The following is a 16704-nucleotide window of genomic DNA, read 5'->3' as shown; positions in this document are numbered from 1 at the left end:
TCCTTCAAAAAGTGACCCGCCGTCAGGGCGGAACCCTAAGCAGCCGTTACCGCAGCAACGGATATGCACACTGACAAACCGCTACCGCAGGCAAGCCAGCGCCCACATTTGGATCTGTGCAGGACGCTAGGGCACCGGCATCACATCTATGCGATACGGCTCGAAGATCTTCAACATCTCCCCGCTGTCACGCAGGTGTTTGAGCAGCTCAGCGAACGCAGGCCCTGTGATCGGCGCTTTGGGCCGCACCAGCGCATAGTGGTGATACACCTGGTCAATCCGCTCCGAGACCAGGAATTGCCCGGCCATGTCCGCATTACGCACCATGAAATCGCTCAGGAACGAACGCGTGACCAGCGCAATATCGGCACGCCCGCGCGCCACCATCAGCAGGTTGCTGTCATGGGAATAGGTCAACGTGGCGTTGAAGTGTTCGGCCATGTTCTTGGGGTCGGGGTTGAAGCCGGCAAAGGCGTAGTGATAACCGCTGAACACCGCCAGGCGCTTACCGGCGAGGTCGGTGAAATAGCTTTGGTCACGGCCGGGCTTACGCTGGGCGACGAATATTTCTGCATCTTCCAGGCCCATGTCGACACTGGTGTGGGGAATATTCTGCCAACCCCAGTCGGGGTTTTCGAAGATCGCCATGTCGACGCGGCCTTGCTCAAAATCGCGAAAACGCCGCGGAATCGAGGTAGGCACCAGCACAAACACGTAGTCGCCTTGTGAAGCATTCAGGGCTTCCACCAGTTGCGGCAGCAAACCGGTGTCGGCGCCCTGCTCTGGGCGAACGGTGTAGGGCGGGAAGTGCGCGGCGCCGATCCTGACCAATTGCGCGGCCGACGCCGGCAGCCACCACGCGGTGCCCAGTGCCCATATAGTCAGTCCTGCAGCCAGCCGCCATGGCGAAAACATTGAGGCACACACCGTTTAACACTCTGATGGCAATAAGCTAGGCGTTTTTGTCAGGTGAGACAACTTTCCATCGGCAAATTAATAGCTTGCGCCTCAATCGGCTTTAAGCACCATCAGCAGCGCTTCTTCGGCGAGCTGCTCGAGTGTCAGGCTGCCTTCGGCGCGAAACCAGGTGGTGGTCCAGGACAAAGCGCCGGTCAGGAAGCGCCGGGTGATAAACACATCACCCCGGATGTAACCCGCCGCCTTGGCCTCGCCCAACACCTGCAGCCAGATGTCCTCATACACATCGCGCAGCGCCAGCACCTGGGCCTGGCCCTCGGCCGACAGTGAACGCCATTCGTAAACCAGCACCGCCATGGCCTCGCCGCTGCCCCCCATGATCGACTGCAACTCGCAGCGGATCAGCGCCAGCACGCGTTCGCGCACGTTGCTGGCCTCTTCAAGTGAAGCGCGCATCATCGCGGTGTTGTAGTGGATGGTTTCCTCCATCACGGCTCGCAGGATCTCGTCCTTGCTCTTGAAGTGATGAAAGATACTGCCGGACTGAATGCCCACGGCACTGGCCAGGTCACGCACGGTGGTGCGCTCGAAACCCTTGTTGCGAAACAGGTGAGCCGCGGTTTGCAGCAACTTGCCACGGGCACTGTCGGGGTCGGTCAACTGGCCGCCGTCGACCATGGTGCGCATCACCCGCAGGGCTTTGTGCTCATCCATGCTGCTCTCCTTCATCTGTACTGACGTCTTGGGCGGCAATTTAGGCCGTGGCCGCCAGCCAAGCAAGCGCTTGGGCAAAACTTGTGTCAGCAGTTTACAAACCAAGCGCTTGCTTGGTAGTCTCGGCGCCAGCCATTCGAGGAAGGATTTCTCATGAGCAAGACGGTTCGTATCGGCTGCGCCAGCGCCTTCTGGGGCGACACCTGCACGGCTGCCGCCCAACTGGTGCACGGCGGTGCTCTGGATTACCTGGTGTTCGACTACTTGGCGGAAGTCACGATGTCGATTCTTGCGGGTGCGCGGATGAAAGATCCCCAGGCCGGTTACGCCACGGATTTTGTCGAGGTGCTCACGCCGTTGCTGGGCGATATCCAGCGCCAGGGCATCCGCGTGATCAGCAACGCCGGCGGCATCCACCCCCACGCCTGCGCCGCCGCCCTGCAAGCGGCCTGCGAAAAGGCCAATGTGCCGCTGAAAATCGCCGTGCTGCTGGGCGATGACCTGCAACCTCAACTCAAGCAACTGCACAACATTACCGATATGTTCAACGGCGCGCCCCTGCCGCCGGTGTGCGTCTCGGCCAACGCCTACTTCGGCGCCCCCGGCATTGCCCAGGCACTGGCGCTGGGCGCCGATATTGTGATTACCGGACGCGTGGTCGACAGCGCCGTGGTCAGCGCCGCCTTGGTGCATGAATTCAACTGGTCGTGGCAGGACTACGACCGCCTCGCTCAAGCCGCGCTCGCCGGGCATATCATCGAATGCGGCGCGCAGTGCAGCGGCGGTAACTTCACCGATTGGCGCGATGTGCCGGACTACGAGCACATCGGCTTTCCCATCGTCGAGGTCAGCGCCGACGGCCAATTCAGCGTGAATAAAGTCGCCGGCACGGGCGGGCTGATCAGCGAACTCAGCGTGGCAGAACAGTTGCTGTATGAAATCGGCGACCCGCGCGCGTATTTACTGCCCGATGTGATCTGCGATTTCAGCCAGGTCAAACTGCAGCAGCAAGGCCCGAACTGCGTGCGCCTGCACGGCGCCAAGGGTCTGCCGCCTACTGACCAGTACAAGGTCAGCGCCACTTACCCCGACGGTTTCCGCTGCACCGCCAGTTGCCTGATCGCCGGTATCGACGCGGTGGCCAAGGCCGGGCGAGTCAGCCAGGCGATTATCAACAAGACCTCGGAGTTGTTCAGCCAGCGCGGTTGGGCGCCTTACACCGAGGTCAATGTCGAACTGCTCGGCAGCGAAGCCACCTACGGCGCCCACGCCCAGCGCCAGGATTGCCGCGAGGTGGTGGTGAAGTTGGCGGTACGCCACCCGAGCAAACAGGCCTTGGTGCTGTTCGCCCGCGAGATCGCCCAGGCGGCGACCGGCATGGCACCTGGCTTGACCGGCATTGTCGGCGGGCGACCGACGGTGTACCCGCTGATCCGGCTGTTTTCATTCCTGATCAACAAATCATCCTGTACACCGCTGGTCGACTTCCAAGGCGCGCGTCACGCTGTTGCGTTGCCATCATCAGCCGCGATGCGCACACCCGCCGCGCCGATTGATCCACCCAAACCCGAAGGCCGTGCCGACGCCAGTGTGCCCCTGGTGAAACTGGCCGTGGCGCGCTCTGGCGACAAGGGCAACCACAGCAATATCGGCGTGATTGCCCGCCGGCCCGAGTACCTGCCATGGATCGCCGAAGCACTCACGCCGGAGGTGATCGTCGACTGGATGAGCCATGTGCTCGACCCACTTCACGGCCGTGTCGAGCGCTGGTACTTGCCCGGCAGCCACAGCTTGAATTTCCTGCTGGAAAACGCATTGGGCGGCGGCGGCATCGCCAGCCTGCGCATCGACCCCCAAGGCAAGGCTTTCGCCCAGCAGTTGCTGGAAATCCCTATCGCCGTGCCGCAACACCTAGCCGATCAACTTGCCTAAAGGACCGTCGCCATGGCCTTCGACTCGATTTTCAAAGCCGACCTGTTCCAGGGGCAAACCGTGATAGTCACCGGCGGCGGCAGTGGCATTGGCCGCTGCACCGCCCACGAACTGGCGGCCCTTGGCGCCAACGTGATACTGGTGGGGCGCAAGCCGCAAAAGCTGCAAAATGTGGCGGCCGAAATCGCCGAAGACGGAGGCACCGCGCACTGGCTGGCCTGTGATATTCGCGATGAAGAAGCGGTGAAGGCGCTGGTCACGCAGATCATCCGCGAGCACGGGCCGATCCATGGGTTGGTCAACAACGCCGGCGGCCAATACCCGTCGCCACTGGCGTCGATCAATCAAAAAGGCTTTGAAACCGTACTGCGTACCAACCTGGTGGGCGGTTTCCTGATGGCTCGTGAAGTGTTCAACCAGTCGATGAGCAAACACGGCGGCGCCATCGTCAATATGCTCGCCGACATGTGGGGCGGCATGCCCGGCATGGGCCACTCGGGCGCTGCACGCTCAGGGATGGACAACTTCACCAAGACCGCCGCCTTCGAATGGGGTTACGCCGGTGTACGCGTCAACGCCGTTGCGCCGGGCTGGATCGCCTCCAGCGGCATGGACACCTACGAAGGCGCGTTCAAGGCGGTAATCCCCACATTGCGTGAACACGTACCGCTCAAACGTATCGGCACCGAATCGGAAGTCAGCGCGGCCATCGTGTTTTTGCTCAGCCCCGCCGCCGCGTTTATCAGTGGCAGCACCTTGCGCATCGACGGCGCCGCCAGCCTGGGCAGCCGCGCCTGGCCGTTGCCCAAGGCGCAGCCGCCGAGCGAGCCATTCAATGGTTTCCACCGCGCGTATTTGCCCGATGTACTGAAGACGGAGCAATAAAACCATGCCGGTGATTGAAAGCCTGATCGACGCCCACAGCCCACAGTTCGCGCAGAACCGCGCGGCGATGCTGGCGGCCATCGAGCAATTGCAGCAGTTGGAGCAGGCCCTGCTGAACAAGGCGCAGCAAGCCAAACCCAAGTTCGACAAACGCGGCCAACTGTTGCCCCGCGAGCGCCTCAACCTGCTGCTGGACCCCGGCGCGCCGTTTCTGGAATTGGCCAGCCTGGCCGGCTACAAACTCCACGATGACAAAGACGGCAGCGCGGCCGGTGGCGGCTTGATCGCCGGTATCGGCTACGTCAGCGGCGTGCGCATGCTGGTGGTGGCCAACAACAGCGCGATCAAGGGCGGCACCATTTCGCCGTCCGGCCTGAAAAAATCCCTGCGCCTGCAACAGATCGCCATGGAAAACAAACTGCCGGTGGTGACCCTGGCCGAAAGCGGCGGTGCCAACCTCAATTACGCAGCGGAGATTTTCGTCGAAGGTGCGCGCAGCTTCGCCAACCAGGCGCGCATGTCGGCCATGGGCTTGCCGCAGATCACCGTGGTACACGGCTCGGCCACCGCTGGCGGCGCGTATCAACCGGGGCTGTCGGATTACGTGGTGGTGGTGCGCGGCAAGGCCAAGCTGTTTTTGGCCGGGCCGCCGCTGCTCAAGGCCGCCACCGGCGAAGTGGCTACCGACGAAGAATTGGGCGGCGCCGAGATGCACGCGCAAACCGCCGGCACCGCCGAATACCTGGCGGAAAACGATGCCGACGGCGTGCGCATCGTGCGCGAAATCGTCAGCCTGCTGCCTTGGGATGATCGCCTGCCACCCACTCCACAACGGGCTTACAAGGAGCCGCTGTATCCCATCGAAGAGCTGCTGGGACTGATCCCCGATGACCCGAAAAAACCCTACGACGTGCGTGAAATCCTCGCACGCCTGGCCGACGGCTCGCATTTCCTCGAATTCAAAGGTGAGTTCGAGCCCCACACCGTCTGCGGCCACTTGCACATCCAGGGCCGCGCCGTCGGGGTGATCGGCAACAACGGCCCCATCACCCCCAAGGGCGCGAGCAAGGCGGCGCAATTTATCCAACTGTGCGACCAGAGCCGCACGCCGCTGCTGTTCCTGCACAACACCACCGGCTTTATGGTCGGCACCGAGTCGGAGCAGCAAGGCGTGATCAAGCACGGCGCGAAGATGATCCAGGCGGTGGCCAACGCGCGGGTGCCTAAACTCACGGTAGTGGTCGGCGGCTCGTATGGCGCGGGTAATTACGCGATGTGCGGCCGTGGCCTGGACCCGCGTTTTATCTTCGCCTGGCCCAACAGCCGCACGGCGGTGATGGGCGGCGCGCAGGCGGGCAAGGTGCTGCGCATCGTGACTGAGGCCAAGCAGTTGAAAGACGGCTTGGTGCCCGACCCCAAGATGCTCGACATGCTCGAACAGGTCACCGCGCAGAAACTCGACAGCCAGTCCACCGCGCTGTATGGCAGCGCCAATCTATGGGACGACGGGCTGATTGATCCACGTGATACCCGCACGCTATTGGGGTTCTTGCTGGATATCTGCCACGAGGCCGAGGTACGGCAGTTGCAGACGAACAGCTTTGGTGTAGCGCGCTGATCGTTCCCACGCTCCGCGTGGTAACGCAGCCAAGGACGCTCCGCGTCCCAACAAGGAGAACAACAACAATGATCTTCACCCAGGAACACCAGGAACTGCGCCGCACCGTGCGTGCCTTCGTCGACCGCGAGATCAACCCGCACGTGGACGAATGGGAAAAAGCCGGGCGCTTCCCCATTCACGAGATCTTCCGCAAAGCCGGCGACCTCGGCCTGCTGGGCATTTCCAAGCCGGAACAATTCGGCGGCATGGGCCTGGACTACAGCTACTCGATTGTCGCCGCCGAAGAATTCGGCACCATCCGTTGCGGCGGCATCCCCATGTCCATCGGCGTGCAAACCGACATGTGTACGCCCGCCCTCGCCCGTTTCGGCTCCGACGAGCTGCGCGACGAATTCCTGCGCCCGGCCATCAGCGGCGAGCAAGTCGGTTGCATCGGCGTCTCGGAAACCGGCGCCGGTTCCGACGTGGCCGGGCTTAAAACCCACGCGCGCAAGGACGGCGACGACTACGTGATCAACGGCAGCAAAATGTGGATCACCAACTCGCCCAGCGCCGACTTTATCTGCCTGCTGGCCAACACCTCCGACGACAAGCCGCATATCAACAAATCGCTGATCATGGTGCCGATGAACACCCCAGGCATCAGCGTCAGCCCGCCCCTGGAAAAGCTCGGCATGCACAGTTCCGAGACCGCCCAAGTGTTTTTCGACGCTGTGCGCGTGCCGCAACGCAACCGCATCGGCCACGAAGGCGCGGGGTTCATGATGCAAATGCTGCAGTTCCAGGAAGAACGCCTGTTCGGCGCGGCCAATATGATCAAGGGGCTGGAGTACTGCATCGACAGCACCATCGATTACTGCAAAGAGCGCCAGACCTTCGGCAAGGCGCTGATCGACAACCAGGTCATCCACTTTCGCCTGGCCGAACTGGCCACCGAAATCGAATGCCTGCGCGCGCTGGTCTACCAGGCCACCGAGCAATACATCAAAGGCCAGGATGTGACCCGGCTGGCCTCCATGGCCAAACTCAAGGCCGGGCGCCTGGGCCGTGAGGTCAGCGACAGCTGCCTGCAATACTGGGGCGGCATGGGCTTTATGTGGGACAACCCGGTGGCCCGCGCCTACCGTGATGTGCGGCTGGTGTCGATCGGCGGTGGCGCCGACGAAATCATGCTGGGCATCATCTGCAAATTGATGGGCACGCTGCCCGGGAAAAAATCATGAACACCCTGCTGCTCGAACCGCATAACGGCGTGCTGCACATCACCCTTAACCGCCCGGCCAGCCGCAATGCGATGAGCCTGGAGATGGTCAACGAACTGCAGGCGGTATTGGCACAACTGGACAGCCAGGTGCGTGCCGTGGTGATCAGCGGCGCCGGTGGGCACTTTTGTGCCGGCGCGGATGTGAAAGACATGGTCATGGCGGGCGGGCAGTTGCAGGCGCTGAACCGCGCCTTCGGCACCTTGCTGCAAGCCGTTGAAGCCGTGCCGCAAGTGGTGATCGTGGTGCTGCAAGGCGCCGTGCTGGGCGGTGGCTTTGGGCTGGCGTGCGTGAGTGATATCGCGATTGCCGACCACCAGGCGCAGTTCGGCCTGCCGGAGACCAGCCTGGGCTTGTTGCCGGCGCAGATTGCGCCGTTTGTGGTCAAGCGTATTGGGTTGACTCAGGCGCGGCGACTGGCGCTGACGGCGGCGCGGTTTGATGGGGTTGAGGCGCAGCGATTGGGCGTGGTGCATTACGTCGAGCACGATGCGCAGGCGCTGGCAGAGCGCCTGGATGAGGTGCTGGGGCAAGTGTTGCGCTGTGCGCCGGGGGCGAATGCGCGGACTAAAGCGCTATTGCTCGCCAGTGTGGAACAGCCGATCGGCCCGCTGTTGGATCAGGCCGCGCAGTGGTTTGCTGAGGCGGTGAGCAGTGAGGAAGGGATTGAGGGGACGCAGGCTTTTGTGCAGAAGCGTAAGCCTGGGTGGTGCAAATGACGCTATCGCAGGCAAGCCAGCTCCCACATTTTGATGTGTGAACCCCTTCAAATGTGGAAGGGGGCTTGCTCCCGAAGAGGCCAGCACAAACACCCCATCACCCAAGGGATAAACCCATGCCTGCATTCACCAAAATCCTGATCGCCAACCGCGGCGAAATCGCCTGTCGCATACAGCGCACCGCCCAGGCCCTGGGCTACCGCACCGTCACCGTCTACAGCGACGCCGACGCCCAGGCCCTGCACGTGCACATGGCCGACGAAGCCGTGCACATCGGTCCAGCGCCAGTGCAGCAGTCTTACCTCGACATCACGGCCATCCTCGACGCCGCCAGACGCACAGGCGCCGACGCCATCCATCCCGGCTACGGTTTTCTCTCCGAAAACGCCGCCTTCGCCCAAGCCTGCCTGGACGCCGGCCTCACGTTTATCGGCCCCAGCGTTGCCGCCATTGAGCTGATGGGCAGCAAACGCCAGTCCAAACTCGCCATGCTCGACGCGGGTGTGCCGTGCATCGCCGGTTACCAAGGCAATGCCCAGGATGACACGACCTTGCAGCAAGAGGCTGAGCGCATCGGCTACCCACTGATGATCAAAGCCAGTGCCGGCGGTGGCGGGCGTGGCATGCGCCTGGTCCACGACAGCAGCCAGCTGCTCGACCAGCTGCGCACCGCACGCTCCGAAGCCCTCAACGCGTTTGGCAGTGACGAACTGATTCTCGAGCAAGCCCTGATGAACCCGCGCCACGTTGAAATCCAACTGTTCGGCGACAGCCACGGCCAACTTATCTACCTGGGTGAGCGCGACTGCTCGATCCAGCGCCGCCATCAAAAAGTCATCGAAGAAGCGCCCTGCCCGGTGATGACACCCGCGCTGCGCCAAGCCATGGGCGAAGCGGCGCTCAAGGCCGGGCGTGCGGTCAATTACGTCGGCGCCGGCACGGTGGAGTTCCTGCTCGACCGCAACGGCCCCTTCTACTTCCTGGAAATGAACACCCGCCTGCAAGTGGAGCACCCGGTCACCGAACTGGTCACGGGGTTGGACCTGGTTGAGTTGCAACTGAACATCGCCGCTGGCGAACCGCTGCCCTTGCAACAGGCCGACGTGACCCTGACCGGCCACGCCATGGAAGTGCGCCTGTACGCCGAAGACCCGGCCCACGGCTTTTTACCGCAAACCGGCGACGTGCTGCGCTGGGAACCGGCTGGCGGTGTACGCATCGACCATGGCGTGCTGGAAGGCCAACGCATCAGCCCGTTCTATGACGCCATGCTCGGCAAAATCATCGCCCACGGCGCCACCCGCGAAGAGGCCCGGCGCAAACTGCTGCGCGCAGTGCAAGACACGGTGTTACTGGGCGTCACCACCAACCAGGGCTTGCTGGTCGACCTGCTCAGGCACGCGGACTTTATCGCGGGTGAGTTCAGCACCGGGTTTATCGCCGAGCATTTCCATGACATCCCGCGCCAAACCGCGACCGATGAGCAGCTTGCCCTGGCCGCCGCGCTGTTTTACCAACACAGCGCCAGCGCCCACCGCCAAGGTTTGTCGGGGTGGCGCAACAATGCGCCTTGGCGCTATCGCCTGGCGGTGAACGACGAGGTACGGGACCTCGACGTCAGCGTACCGGACGGCAACCACCTGCACGCCAACGGCATCGAAATCCGCGACCTGAGCACCGATGGCCGCTGGGCCACGCTGGTGATCAACGGCGTTCGCCGGCGCCTGCCCTACCATCTGGACGACACTCAACTCTGGCTGCCGGGCGTGAAGATCGTCAACCGCACCCAACAGGTCGCCAGCCGCCAGGCCGACGCCAGCACCGGCATCGTCAAGGCGCCGATGGATGGCGCGATTGTCGATATCCGCGTGAGCGCCGGTGAGCGCGTCAGCAAGGGCCAACTGCTGCTGGTGCTCGAAGCCATGAAAATGGAGCATCCGCTGACGGCCGGCATCGACGGTGTGATCAAGGGTGTGCAGGTCGTCGCAGGTGATCAAGTGCGCAATCGCCAGGTTTTGCTGGAGATCGAATAACCCCCTAGGCGGAACTACACGGCCCGGCTACGCTCTATCCCCATCAGGAAAGGACGAGTACGGGAACCTGCACGATGCCCCATTGGCTGATTATTGACCTTGAAGCCACAACGGATGAAGGCGGCTGGCCCGTGACGGAGATGGAAGTCATCGAGATCGGCGCCAGCCTGGTGAACCGCCAGGGCCGCGAGCTGGATCACTTCCAGCGCTTCGTGCGGCCGCTGCGCCGCCCCTTGCTGACACCGTTCTGTCGCCAACTCACGCATATCACCCAGGCCAATATCGACGCAGCGGCGCCGATCACCGAGGTGTGGCCGTTGTTCGAGCGTTGGCTGGGCCAGCATCAAGCGCGCCTGGAAGGCTGGGCCAGCTGGGGCGACTACGACCGCGCGCAGCTTGAACTTGAGTGGCAACGCCATGGCCTGACCAGCGCGCTCGCCCAGACCGCGCATGTGAACCTCAAGCAGCGTTTCGCCAAGGCCCGGCGCCTGGACAAACCGTTGGGGCTCAACGGCGCGCTGCAATTGGCGGGGATGCAGTTCCATGGCCAGCAACATCGGGCACTGGAAGACGCGCGCAACACCGCACGCCTGCTACCGTTGATTTTGCCGGTCTAGGCAGCTCCCCTGGCCTTGGGCATACTGGCCGACCTTTACAGACCCTTTTCCGAGGATTCACCCATGTTCAAAGTCAACGAGTACTTCGACGGCACCGTCAAGTCGATCGCTTTCGGCACCGCAGAGGGCCCTGCGACCATCGGCGTGATGGCCCCGGGTGAATACGAATTCGGCACCGCCCAGCGTGAAATCATGCACGTGGTGTCCGGCGCCCTCTCCGTCAAGCTGCCAGACGCCAACACCTGGGAAACCTTCGCCGCCGGCAGCCAGTTCAACGTGCCGGCCAACAGCAAGTTCCAGCTGAAGGTCGCCGTAGACACCGCTTACCTGTGCGAATACCGCGGCTAAGGGTTACAGCGCAAAAAAAATGCCCGTCTCGCAGGAGACGGGCATTTTTTTATTCCAGGATCGTCACGGGCATGCCGACGGCTAATTCGCCGATGCCGTCATTGACCAGGTTCTGGCCAAACATCACATCACCGTCCCGCTCACGATAGGTCTTGAGCGTTGCCAGCGGTTCACGGTCGGCGCTGCGCTCGCCGCTGGCCGGGTCGATGGTGGTGAGGATGCAGCGCGAGCAGGACTTGACCACGCGAAACTCCACAGCGCCGATCCGCAGGCGTTTCCAGCCATCTTCGGCGAAGGCCTCGCTGCCTTCAATCACCAGATTGGGACGGAAACGCAGCATTTCCATGGGGCGGCCGATGCGCTGGGATAAATCATCCAGGGAAGCCTGGCCGATCAGCAGCAAGGGGAAACCATCGGCAAAACCGACCTGGTCGTCGTCCTTGCCATAACCGGCTTCAGTGGTACGTGCACGGGTCAGTGGCACCTGCACCAGCCGTGTGGGCTTGCCGATAAAGTCACTGACCCAGGCCGCCGCGGCATCGCCGGCATCCGGCACGCGCAGGGTGTCGCGCCATATTGTCACGCCGCGCAACTCGGCATCGCTGCCCGGCAGCGCCACATCAAGGGTGGCAAAGCCGGGTGAGTTCAGGGTCAGGCCACCGGCGCTGTTCCACAACGCCGAGAGTTGGCTCATCTTCGCCACCGCCCGCTGGGTCAGGAATCGGCCACTGGCTTCGTCCACCAGCATCCAGCGTCGATCCCCGTCCAGCCCGAGTTTATCCAGGCCAATGTGCTGCAAGGCTTCGGCCTTGCCGGACTTCAAGGGGTAACGGTACAACGCGCTGAGACGAAGCATGGGCCTGCCTTCCTGGGAAACAAAGTGTCATCCTAAAGTCAGGCGGGCACTTCGTCCAACATCAAGCGCTGGCGCACCACATCCACCAGCTTGTCGGGCTGGAATTTGGACAGGAAGTTGTCGCAGCCGACCTTCTTGACCATCGAGTCGTTGAAGCTGCCCGACAGCGAGGTGTGCAGCACCACGTAAAGGCCACGCAGGCGCGGGTCGCTGCGGATTTCGGTGGTCAGGCGGTAGCCGTCCATCTCGGGCATTTCGGCGTCGGTGAAGATCATCAGCAACTTGTCGGTCATGACCTGGCCGCTGTCGGCCCAGGCCTTGAGCATGTTCAGCGCCTTGAGGCCGTCACTGGCAATGTGCATCTTCACGCCGAGTTGCCCCAGGGTGTCGCGCAGTTGCGAGAGGGCCACGTTGGAGTCGTCCACCAGCAACACTTCGCGGCCACGGGCACGTTCCAGCACCGGGTCTTCGAGTTTTTCACGCGAGACTTTGGCGTTGTACGGCACGATTTCGGCTAGGACTTTTTCCACATCGATGATTTCCACCAACTGGTCATCGACCTTGCTGATGGCCGTGAGGTAATGCTGGCGCCCGGCGCTGGCCGGTGGCGGCAGGATGGCTTCCCAGTTCATGTTGACGATGCGGTCCACACCGCCCACCAGAAAGGCCTGCACCGAACGGTTGTACTCGGTGACGATAATCGTGCTGTTCGGCCCCGGCACCAGCGGGCGCATGCCGATGGCCTGGGACAGGTCGATCACCGGCAGGGTCTGGCCGCGCAGGTTGACCACGCCGCACACAAACGGGTGACGCTGGGGCATCAGGGTCAACTTGGGCAGTTGCAGGACCTCCTGAACCTTGAACACGTTGATCGCAAACAGTTGCCGCCCGGCCAGGCGAAACATGAGGATCTCCAGGCGATTCTCACCCACCAGTTGCGTGCGTTGATCTACCGTGTCGAGAATGCCGGCCATTAAAAGCTCCTGATGTGGGATTGTGCAGCTCACTTAAGGCTGGTTATCGGCGGCAAGCGCCAGACCTTGACCCCGGTAAAATGCCATGTAAATCCATTGATGTCACACTGACATCATGGTTTACTGCAACCCGCCCTCCAAGCGGCAGTACAGCGACCTTGCGCGACACTCAAATCGACGCAGGGTTCCGCTGCGTAAGGGATTCCCCTATGCACAATCAGGCCCGACCTGATATTCGCGATATCTAATAGCCATTAATGTGACGCCATTCTCATTGCATGAATGGAGTCAGGCTTTTGTTTGCCATCCCAAGCCCTCGGCCCACGGGTCTTTCAGACTTATACGTGGCGGCAACCAAAGTTGTGCAAATGACCCGAATGACCAGGGTCTTCCACGGCTTCTCTGATCATTCAAGTAACGGTCCTACTAGAATTTCAGAAGCAGGCTACAGATCTCAGTCATATTTCAGCGGTAGTTTTACGCCATTCACCCGGTGCGGCATCTCATCACCCGACCTTATGTTGCGGAGACTTGTATGATGAATAGCGCAAACGAATGGCAAACTGCACTTCCGGAGTTTCTGCTGGAAGCCGAAAAGCTCTTGGCCAAATCAGAAGAGTGCTTGCACCACTTACATCTGATTCGCAACGACAGCGATGCCATCGACTGCATGAAAACCAGCCTGGCCAAGCTGGCGGAAAAAGCCGAAAGCCTGGCCCTGCAGGCGATCAGCGAGTTTTCCCGGCATATCCAATACCTGATCGCCAACGCCGCCAGCCCCATGGAGCTGCACGACCAGGCACTGAATGCCCTGCATGACTGCCTGACGCTGCTGGCCTGGCAATTGGAGCTGATCGACATCCGCACCGGCGAACTGACGCTGGACGACAGCGAACAAACCACACTGATCGCGACCGTCACCTTGCAGATCCCGCAGAAAGACTTCACGCATAAACCACAACAGCGCGTACATCACGCGTCCTGAGTGCTGGCAGGTCGTATTTGATCGTCGAGTTATCTAAAAACGACCGTGCATTAAACGGTCGATAATGATGCGCGGGCGATATATATCAATTAGCCATCAACGCAATATCGATACAAACACATCCAATTAATATAACTACCTCGAGTAAACGGCTGACTCTTTGAACTACAGAGTCAGGTTCCTCGGCGTTTTGCCCAGATTAAACCGGACAGGCTAAGGCGCCAGGCGACCAACGGTAATAGTGGTGGTACTATGCCCCGCTCGAAGTGACTCAACTTCATCATGTATAAAAAAACGTTCCGGCACCGCATTCCACACAGAGCCCTGTCAGCCGCCATGACCGGTCTTCCCGCAGCGAACCTTGATTGGCTCCATCCGCTATGTACGCCAGCCTGAAGTCACTCATCGCAAGGTCCGTGTCCCGCAGCAATGCCCGCCGCCTGGTCCTCGCCCTGTGCTTTTGCTCGCTGCTGGTCAGCCTGTGGGCCTACACCCGCGCCGCGCCGCTGCCCTTGCTGATACTGCTGCTCAACCTGGCCACCCTGGTGGTGGTGGGGCTGCAGCAGTGGCGCTCGCGCAAATCGATCAAGTTCCAGCCGCAGGAACTGGCCGACCGCCTGCTGCAGGTCCAGGAAAACGAGCGCCACCGCTTAAGCCGCGAATTGCATGACGACATCGGCCAACTGCTGACCGCCGCCAAACTGCAAAGCGAATGGCTCAAGCGCCGCCTGCCCGACGACCTGCAAAGCCAATGCACGGTGTTATGCAATACCTTGAACGAAACCCTGGCCAAAGTGCGCGACGTGTCCGCCATCCTCAACCCGCGCCAATTGGCGAGCCTGGGCCTGGAAGCGAGCCTGCGCGCGCACCTGCTCAAGACCCTGGAAAACACCTCGGTACACTGGAGCCTGGAATGCCAGCAGCGCCTGACCGGCATCCCGGAAGAAATGGCCGTGGCAGCCTTTCGCATCACCCAGGAAGCGGTGACCAATATGCTGCGCCACGCCCAGGCGCAGAATTTGCTGGTACGCCTGCAACGCCTGCCCGAAGGCCTGTCGCTGATGATCTGCGATGACGGCCTGGGCTTTTCACCGGCGCTCAACCCCAGCCTGGAAGGCCAACGGGGCATGGCCGGCATGAGCGAGCGTATCGACCAACTGGGTGGTGCGTTGTCTGTCAGCAGCCAGCCAGGCAAAGGCACGCGCATCGAAGCGCTATTCCCCTGGGCGCCCCGCGCCCTCGAACGGGCCAATTCCCCTAAGGTTCTCGAGTGACTTGCAACTTACTCCTGGTGGATGACCACGCACTGATCCGGGCCGGCGTACGCGCGCTGATCCAGGACATCCCAGGCTACAGCGTAATCGGCGAGGCCAGCGATGGCGCGCAATTGCTGGAGACATTCAGCGCCCTGCAGCCGGATATCGTACTGCTCGACCTGTCGATGAAATACACCGGCGGCCTCGACGCGCTGCAGCAACTCAAGGCCGCCTACCCCAAAAGCAAGGTGCTGATCCTGTCGATGCACACCGACCCGGAGCTGATCATGCGCGCGCTGGAGTGCGGCGCCCATGGCTACCTGCTCAAAGACACCACCGCCAACGAGCTGGAACACGCCTTGCTGGCCTTGCGTAACAACGAGCGCTACCTGAGCCCGGCGATTGCCCACACGGTGATCAACCAGGCGCTGATCCGCAGCCAGGGGCCGATCTCCCCCGCCGCTGACAGCCACAACCTCACGGCGCGCCAGTTGGAGATCCTGCGCCTGATCGTGCGCGGCAAATCCACCCGGGAAATCGCCCAGGGCCTGGGCTTGAGTATCAAAACGGTAGAGGCGCATCGCTCGCAGATCATGAAGCGCCTGCAGATCTTCGACGTGGCGGGCCTGGTGTTATTCGCCGTTCGCGAGCAAATCATCAGCCTGGACGACTAACGGCGAGCCCAGCGGCAAGTGCACGCGCAGGGCCTTGGGCAACGCGGAAAAACGCAGGTCATCGCCCTTCAACGGCTCGCCATCAAGGTTGATATAAAGCCCTTCGGCCACTTTGATTTCGACCCATGGCAGGCGCGCGCGGACAAACATATTGTCCAGGCCCCAGCCGTCACTCATCAGGGTCATCAGCGTGCCCACCACTTCCTGGGGCGCCGGCAGAATACTGATATCGAGCAAGCCATCATCGGCCAGCGCGCCGGGGCACAGCACATGCCCACCACCGGCCTGGCGGCCGTTACCGATGCCCAGCGCAAGCAAGTCGCCCTTCCAGTGAAAGCCCGGCCCTTCCAGCTCGCCATACGCCGCCTTCAACTCGCTGAAACGCGACAGCCCGGTGAACAGATACGCGGCGCCGCCCAACACCTTTTTCAGGTCTTCCGAGGTATTGGCGGTGACCTGGCTGCCAAAGCCGCCGGTGGCCATATTGAGGAACATCTGCCCACCGGCCTGGCCGAGGTCGATGGCCCTGGGCGGCACATCCAGCAGCGCCAGTGCGCTTGCAGGTTCCAGCGGTACACCGGCGGCGCGGGCAAAGTCATTGGCGGTGCCCAGCGGCATCAGCACCAGGCTGGCGTCGGTCTTGGCCAGGGCCATGGCCTCGGCCACATCGCGCAAGGTGCCGTCGCCGCCACCGGCGATCAAGTGGGTATAGCCGTCGGCCAGGGCTTCATTGACCAGGCGCTGGGCATCGCCGCCCTCCCACGTCACCCGCACCGCCAGCTCCCAACCCTGCTTGCGCCGTGCCTGCACAGCAGCGCGCACGTCCTCATTGAGGGCTTGCTTGCCGTGCAGAATCAACAGTGCTTTGGGGGTGGTCATGGGGGCATTCTCCTGGGTTCAAGGGTTCCTG

The 16704-nt window shown here is 62.0% G+C and carries 16 protein-coding genes; 11 read left to right on the top strand and 5 right to left on the bottom strand.

Annotated features, from left to right (window positions below):
- Positions 1 to 126: 126 nt before the first annotated feature.
- Entirely contained in the window at positions 127 to 915 is a 789-nt protein-coding gene (locus FFI16_RS06030) for an ABC transporter substrate-binding protein (RefSeq protein ID WP_138814516.1), read from the bottom strand.
- Between the two features lie 93 nt (positions 916 to 1008).
- Positions 1009 to 1632 carry a TetR/AcrR family transcriptional regulator gene (locus tag FFI16_RS06025; RefSeq protein WP_056861083.1) on the bottom strand — a complete coding sequence of 208 codons (624 nt, stop codon included), beginning with the start codon at positions 1630 to 1632 and terminating at the stop codon, positions 1009 to 1011.
- A gap of 153 nt (positions 1633 to 1785) precedes the next feature.
- On the opposite strand from FFI16_RS06025, the gene FFI16_RS06020 reads away from it, so the two are divergent.
- From FFI16_RS06020 to FFI16_RS05985, 8 genes are all read left to right on the top strand, one after another.
- Positions 1786 to 3564 carry an acyclic terpene utilization AtuA family protein gene (locus FFI16_RS06020; RefSeq protein ID WP_138814515.1) on the top strand — a complete coding sequence of 593 codons (1779 nt, stop codon included), beginning with the start codon at positions 1786 to 1788 and terminating at the stop codon, positions 3562 to 3564.
- Between the two features lie 12 nt (positions 3565 to 3576).
- Positions 3577 to 4449: an SDR family oxidoreductase gene (locus FFI16_RS06015; RefSeq protein ID WP_138814514.1), complete on the top strand. Its 873-nt coding sequence runs from the start codon at positions 3577 to 3579 to the stop codon at positions 4447 to 4449.
- Between the two features lie 4 nt (positions 4450 to 4453).
- The gene (gene atuC / locus FFI16_RS06010) at positions 4454 to 6067 is read left to right on the top strand and encodes a geranyl-CoA carboxylase subunit beta (protein ID WP_138814513.1); all 1614 of its coding nucleotides are present in this window, start codon (positions 4454 to 4456) and stop codon (positions 6065 to 6067) included.
- 68 nt (positions 6068 to 6135) lie between these two features.
- Positions 6136 to 7293 carry a citronellyl-CoA dehydrogenase gene (gene atuD, locus FFI16_RS06005; RefSeq protein WP_138814512.1) on the top strand — a complete coding sequence of 386 codons (1158 nt, stop codon included), beginning with the start codon at positions 6136 to 6138 and terminating at the stop codon, positions 7291 to 7293.
- Positions 7290 to 8051, top strand: a complete 762-nt coding sequence (locus FFI16_RS06000) for an enoyl-CoA hydratase/isomerase family protein (protein WP_138814511.1) — start codon at positions 7290 to 7292, stop codon at positions 8049 to 8051. Before atuD ends, FFI16_RS06000 begins: the two co-directional genes overlap by 4 nt.
- A gap of 116 nt (positions 8052 to 8167) precedes the next feature.
- Positions 8168 to 10084, top strand: coding sequence for an acetyl/propionyl/methylcrotonyl-CoA carboxylase subunit alpha (locus FFI16_RS05995; RefSeq protein WP_138814510.1), 1917 nt, complete (start codon positions 8168 to 8170; stop codon positions 10082 to 10084).
- A 74-nt stretch (positions 10085 to 10158) separates the two neighbouring features.
- Positions 10159 to 10701 (top strand): exonuclease domain-containing protein, encoded by a 543-nt coding sequence (locus FFI16_RS05990; protein WP_017134973.1) that lies wholly within the window; start codon positions 10159 to 10161, stop codon positions 10699 to 10701.
- 63 nt (positions 10702 to 10764) lie between these two features.
- Positions 10765 to 11049 carry a pyrimidine/purine nucleoside phosphorylase gene (locus tag FFI16_RS05985; protein ID WP_058420589.1) on the top strand — a complete coding sequence of 95 codons (285 nt, stop codon included), beginning with the start codon at positions 10765 to 10767 and terminating at the stop codon, positions 11047 to 11049.
- 49 nt (positions 11050 to 11098) lie between these two features.
- On the opposite strand, the gene FFI16_RS05980 is transcribed toward FFI16_RS05985, so the two are convergent.
- Positions 11099 to 11905 (bottom strand): MOSC domain-containing protein, encoded by an 807-nt coding sequence (locus FFI16_RS05980; protein ID WP_138814509.1) that lies wholly within the window; start codon positions 11903 to 11905, stop codon positions 11099 to 11101.
- Between the two features lie 38 nt (positions 11906 to 11943).
- Positions 11944 to 12879 carry a chemotaxis protein CheV gene (locus FFI16_RS05975; RefSeq protein ID WP_138814508.1) on the bottom strand — a complete coding sequence of 312 codons (936 nt, stop codon included), beginning with the start codon at positions 12877 to 12879 and terminating at the stop codon, positions 11944 to 11946.
- Between the two features lie 535 nt (positions 12880 to 13414).
- Between FFI16_RS05975 and FFI16_RS05970 the strand changes: the two genes are divergently transcribed.
- The 3 genes from FFI16_RS05970 (at position 13415) to FFI16_RS05960 (ending at position 15794) form a co-directional block, all read left to right on the top strand.
- Positions 13415 to 13864 carry a hypothetical protein gene (locus tag FFI16_RS05970; protein ID WP_178112637.1) on the top strand — a complete coding sequence of 150 codons (450 nt, stop codon included), beginning with the start codon at positions 13415 to 13417 and terminating at the stop codon, positions 13862 to 13864.
- A 380-nt stretch (positions 13865 to 14244) separates the two neighbouring features.
- Complete coding sequence (locus FFI16_RS05965; protein ID WP_138815372.1) at positions 14245 to 15138, top strand: sensor histidine kinase; 894 nt, start codon at positions 14245 to 14247, stop codon at positions 15136 to 15138.
- Complete coding sequence (locus tag FFI16_RS05960; protein ID WP_138814506.1) at positions 15135 to 15794, top strand: response regulator transcription factor; 660 nt, start codon at positions 15135 to 15137, stop codon at positions 15792 to 15794. The genes FFI16_RS05965 and FFI16_RS05960 overlap by 4 nt, the downstream gene beginning before the upstream one ends.
- Here FFI16_RS05960 and yegS read toward each other — a convergent pair.
- Entirely contained in the window at positions 15753 to 16673 is a 921-nt protein-coding gene (gene yegS, locus FFI16_RS05955) for a lipid kinase YegS (protein WP_138814505.1), read from the bottom strand. The genes FFI16_RS05960 and yegS overlap by 42 nt on opposite strands.
- Between the last annotated feature and the right edge of the window lie 31 nt (positions 16674 to 16704).

Source organism: Pseudomonas sp. KBS0710 (assembly GCF_005938045.2).
Classification (GTDB): domain Bacteria; phylum Pseudomonadota; class Gammaproteobacteria; order Pseudomonadales; family Pseudomonadaceae; genus Aquipseudomonas.
Note: the sequence above shows the minus strand (reverse complement) of the source record. Positions and strands in the feature narration are given on the sequence as shown.

Bases quoted from the DNA above. Each gene is read 5' to 3' on its own strand.
- FFI16_RS06000 (WP_138814511.1), top strand. From the start codon at position 7,290: ATGAACACCCTGCTGCTCGAACCGCATAACGGCGTGCTGCACATCACC.
- atuC (WP_138814513.1), top strand. From the start codon at position 4,454: ATGCCGGTGATTGAAAGCCTGATCGACGCCCACAGCCCACAGTTCGCG.
- FFI16_RS06015 (WP_138814514.1), top strand. From the start codon at position 3,577: ATGGCCTTCGACTCGATTTTCAAAGCCGACCTGTTCCAGGGGCAAACC.
- atuD (WP_138814512.1), top strand. From the start codon at position 6,136: ATGATCTTCACCCAGGAACACCAGGAACTGCGCCGCACCGTGCGTGCC.
- FFI16_RS05980 (WP_138814509.1), bottom strand. From the start codon at position 11,905: ATGCTTCGTCTCAGCGCGTTGTACCGTTACCCCTTGAAGTCCGGCAAG.
- FFI16_RS05990 (WP_017134973.1), top strand. From the start codon at position 10,159: ATGCCCCATTGGCTGATTATTGACCTTGAAGCCACAACGGATGAAGGC.
- yegS (WP_138814505.1), bottom strand. From the start codon at position 16,673: ATGACCACCCCCAAAGCACTGTTGATTCTGCACGGCAAGCAAGCCCTC.
- FFI16_RS05975 (WP_138814508.1), bottom strand. From the start codon at position 12,879: ATGGCCGGCATTCTCGACACGGTAGATCAACGCACGCAACTGGTGGGT.
- FFI16_RS06025 (WP_056861083.1), bottom strand. From the start codon at position 1,632: ATGGATGAGCACAAAGCCCTGCGGGTGATGCGCACCATGGTCGACGGC.
- FFI16_RS05995 (WP_138814510.1), top strand. From the start codon at position 8,168: ATGCCTGCATTCACCAAAATCCTGATCGCCAACCGCGGCGAAATCGCC.
- FFI16_RS05985 (WP_058420589.1), top strand. From the start codon at position 10,765: ATGTTCAAAGTCAACGAGTACTTCGACGGCACCGTCAAGTCGATCGCT.
- FFI16_RS06020 (WP_138814515.1), top strand. From the start codon at position 1,786: ATGAGCAAGACGGTTCGTATCGGCTGCGCCAGCGCCTTCTGGGGCGAC.
- FFI16_RS05965 (WP_138815372.1), top strand. From the start codon at position 14,245: ATGTACGCCAGCCTGAAGTCACTCATCGCAAGGTCCGTGTCCCGCAGC.
- FFI16_RS06030 (WP_138814516.1), bottom strand. From the start codon at position 915: ATGTTTTCGCCATGGCGGCTGGCTGCAGGACTGACTATATGGGCACTG.
- FFI16_RS05970 (WP_178112637.1), top strand. From the start codon at position 13,415: ATGATGAATAGCGCAAACGAATGGCAAACTGCACTTCCGGAGTTTCTG.